Here is a 3658-nt window from a genome sequence, read left to right on the forward strand (position 1 = left end):
TATCAGATCTTTTCTCGATCCGATTTCCTCGGTGCTTTCCAGGTTCCCGCTCTCGCGTTTCCCTTTCCGGCGGTTCCGACTTTATCAGAAGTTCTTGGCCGGTCTGACCGGCCGTTCTTTTCCGATTAATCGGGAGGCGCTTCTCAGAGATGTCGTTCTCGACATTCTCGGGAAGCTCGTAGAGTCTAACGGCGACCTGTGAACTTGTCCAGTTCCAGGCAACTGTTTGAATCTACCTCCCCGCGCCATCCGTGTCAACGGCTCTTGCGGGGCGAAGAGGAGACTAGCAGCTCACAGGGGTGAAACGCACATCAGCCCGCGGTGGGGACCGAGGCGCTGCGGTCCGCCGCTTCGAGATCGCCCGTCTCGCCTGCCCGTACCGCCCTCCCGCCCAGGACGTAGACGTACGTCAGGAATGCGAGCTCGGCCAGGACGCCGATTCCGATGCGGGCCCAGGTGGGCAGGCCGGACGGGGTGACGAAGCCTTCGATGGCGCCGGAGACGAAGAGGACCAGGGCGAGACCGATCGCCATGCCGACGGCCGCCCGTCCTTCTTCCGCGAGAGCGGCGCGCCGGGTACGCGGGCCGGGGTCCATGAGTGTCCAGCCCAGGCGCAGCCCCGTACCGGCCGCGACGAAGACGGCGGTCAGTTCGAGCAGGCCGTGGGGAAGGACCAGCCCCAGGAATGTGTCGAGGCGGCCGGCTGAGGACATCAGGCCGAAGCCGACGCCGAGGTTGAGCATGTTCTCGAAGAGGATCCAGAGGACCGGCAGGCCCAGGAAGACGCCCAGGACCAGGCACATCGCGGCCGCCTGGGCATTGTTCGTCCACACCTGGGCGGCGAAGGAAGCCGCGGGATGGCTGGAGTAGTACGTCTCGTACTCACCGCCAGGGCGGGTGAGCTCGCGCAGCTGGCTGGGTGCCGCAATGGAGGACTGTACGTCCGGGTGGGTGCCGATCCACCAGCCCAGGAGGATCGCGATGACCGTGGAGACCAACGCCGTGGGCACCCACCAGTGGCGAGCGCGGTAGACCGCGGCAGGAAAGCCCTGGCCCAGGAAGCGTGTGACGTCACGCCATGAGGCGCGGCGGGCGCCGGTGACGGCACTACGCGCGCGTGCCACCAGTTGGCTGAGGTGTCCCGTCAGCTGCGGGTCCGGGGCGCTGGACTGGATGAGGGAGAGGTGGGTGGCGGTGCGCTGGTAGAGGGCGACGAGTTCGTCGGCTTCGGCGCCGTTGAGGCGGCGCCGGCGGCGGAGCAGGGCATCCAGGCGGTCCCATTCGGCTCGGTGTACGGAGACGAAGACGTCCAGGTCCATCAGGTCTGCATGCTCCTCGGCTGGTCGTCGACTTCTCGTCGCGGTGCTCACGATCGCGGTCAGCTTGTCGTACTGCGGCGCGATGCGCCCACAGCTTGGCAGACTTGCGCTTCCGGGGGCAGATCAGGGAAGGCGGACGGGCGTGAATGAGCTGGTGACGGGCGAGGCGGTGGCGCTCGAACTGCGGCCGGCCAAGTTGCCGAGCAGGGCGCTGGCCGTGTTGCTCGACCTCGTGGTGGCCATGGTCGCGTACGTCGTCGTCAGCATCGCGGTGGTGCTGTCGACCGCTTCTCTGGACGAGGCGGCTCAGACGGCGCTGTCCATCGCGACGTTTCTGCTGGTGCTGGTCGGCGGGCCGATCGCGGTGGAGACGCTCAGTCACGGGCGTTCGCTGGGGAAGCTGGCGTTCGGACTGCGGGTCGTACGGGACGACGGCGGGCCGATCCGGTTCCGGCACGCGCTGGTGCGGGGTGCGATCGGTGTGGTCGAGATCTTGCTGACGTTCGGTGTGATCGCCTGCATCGCCTCGTTGGTGTCGGCGCGAGGTCGGCGGCTGGGAGATGTGTTCGCAGGCACCTTGGTCGTACGTGAGCGGATACCGGCCGGTCGGGCCGCCTTCGTTCCGCCGCCGCCTCCCTGGCTGGCGGGGCGGTTCGCCTCGTTGGACCTGTCGGCGGTGCCCGACGGGCTGTGGCTTGCGGTCCGGCAGTACCTGACCCGGATGGGGCAGCTCGATCCGCAGGTCTCGCTGGGCATGGCCCAGCGGCTCGCCGCCGACCTCGCGACGCGAACCGGCGCGTCGGTGCCCAAGGATCTGCCGGCGGCCGCGTTCCTGGCGGCGGTGGTGCACGAGCGGCAGTCCCGCGAGGTCCGGCAGGCGTTCGGCCCGGGTGGGTTCGCCCCGCCGGTGGCCGGGCCTGGCGCACCGACCGCGTATCAACCGCCCGCGTCCGCGGCGGCCAGGTCGCCGCAGGATCCCGGTCGGCCCGATCAGCCGCAGGACTGGGCCCGGCAGCCGCAGGCTCCTGTTGTGCCGTCGGCCGAACCTGCGTGGAACGAGCCACCTGCCGACCGGTCTGCCACCGGTTTCGCACCGCCGGCGTAGCCCGAGGCAGGGCTCAGCCGCCGTTCGGTGGTCTCCTCTTCACGATCGTTGAGGAGGGCTTCCGCCCGGGTCCACGCGGTCTCGTCGGTCTTCGCGTTTCAGCCGAACGTCGACGGCGGTGACTGGAGGTCCTCCAGCTCGATCCCGGGCGCGGCCAGAACGACGTCGCCGGCGATGTGGACGGTGTGCCGTTCGCCGGTGTCCAGGGCTGTGACCTGGTATTCGTCCACGGTCAGGGGGCCGTTGTCAGTGGCGTGTGCTTCGCTGTTCACCAGGGCCCAGGACTGATCCACGGTGCGGGGGGCGAGGACCGGGTCCGTGAAGGCGACCATCCGCACGCGGGTCGCGTCGGACGAGGGGGTGAGGCGCAGGAGACGGGCGGTGGCGACGAGGAATGCGGGGGACGTGCCGGTGAAGGTGTGGGCGCGCACATTGCCTTCGGTGGCATGGGTTCCGGTGGGGTCGGTGCGGACCCAGGTGACGCCGTCGAGGGCTGCGCCGCGCACCTGCCATTCGCCCGCGTGGAGTTCCAGGCGGATGGGGCGGCCGAGGTCGTCCAAGGCCAGGTCGACCGACCCGCGGTGATCGCCGGCGGGGCTGGTCACCCGGGAGACATAGCGCCAGCCGGACGGGCCGGGGGCGCACTGGAAGTGTTCTTCAGCGAGGGGGGTGTGATCGTGCGGATCGTGGAGCGAATAACGGCCGCGGGGCATGGGGGGTCCTGGGTTCGACGGGTTGACGGTCCGGTGCCCGGGTCGTTCGGGCCGGGTGCGGGCCGTTCCGGTAGGGGCGGTGCCCTTACCCGATAGGAGACCGTTCCGGTAAGGGCGAGGCCTTACCCGGTAGGGGACCGTTCCGGCCGGGCGCAGGCGGACGGAGTCGGGCGTGACCTGTCATGGGCGGGACCGGTCAAAGGGGCAGGCCCCCGGCACGGGGGTGCGGGGGCCTGTCTCAGAGGGCCTGCGGCCGGGGAGCGCGGCGGTGCACCGGTGTGCTCCCCGGCAGGCGGGACTGCGCCGTCGCCGGCTCAGTAGCGGTAGTGGTCCGACTTGTACGGGCCGTCGACCTCGACGCCGATGTACGCGGCCTGCTCCGGACGCAGCCTGGTGAGCTTGACGCCCAGCGCGTCCAGGTGGAGACGGGCGACCTTCTCGTCGAGGTGCTTGGGCAGCACGTACACGCCGGTCGGGTACGCGTCGGGCTTGGTGAACAGCTCGATCTGCGCCAGCGTCTG

General features: G+C 69.8%; 5 protein-coding genes. 2 read left to right on the top strand and 3 right to left on the bottom strand.

The window, feature by feature from the left end; all coding sequences use genetic code 11:
* Nucleotides 1-202 (top strand): hypothetical protein (locus ACIGXP_RS39970; protein ID WP_399776939.1); only part of this gene is annotated, 202 nt, incomplete at its 5' end.
* Nucleotides 203-311: 109 nt separating this feature from the next.
* Here the strand turns inward: ACIGXP_RS39970 and ACIGXP_RS39975 are convergent.
* Nucleotides 312-1319, bottom strand: coding sequence for a stage II sporulation protein M (locus ACIGXP_RS39975; protein ID WP_399776942.1), 1008 nt, complete (start codon nucleotides 1317-1319; stop codon nucleotides 312-314).
* Nucleotides 1320-1461: 142 nt separating this feature from the next.
* On the opposite strand from ACIGXP_RS39975, the gene ACIGXP_RS39980 reads away from it, so the two are divergent.
* A complete protein-coding gene (locus ACIGXP_RS39980) occupies nucleotides 1462-2424 on the top strand; it encodes an RDD family protein (RefSeq protein ID WP_399776947.1) in 963 nt (320 codons plus the stop codon).
* 98 nt (nucleotides 2425-2522) lie between these two features.
* Here the strand turns inward: ACIGXP_RS39980 and ACIGXP_RS39985 are convergent, their stop codons facing one another.
* Nucleotides 2523-3137, bottom strand: coding sequence for a hypothetical protein (locus tag ACIGXP_RS39985; protein ID WP_363220872.1), 615 nt, complete (start codon nucleotides 3135-3137; stop codon nucleotides 2523-2525).
* A gap of 314 nt (nucleotides 3138-3451) precedes the next feature.
* Nucleotides 3452-3658, bottom strand: a 207-nt coding sequence (locus tag ACIGXP_RS39990) for an adenosylhomocysteinase (protein WP_399776945.1), incomplete at its 5' end; no start/stop codon positions are given.

The organism is Streptomyces sp. NPDC053069 (assembly GCF_044546895.1).
GTDB lineage: Bacteria > Actinomycetota > Actinomycetes > Streptomycetales > Streptomycetaceae > Streptomyces.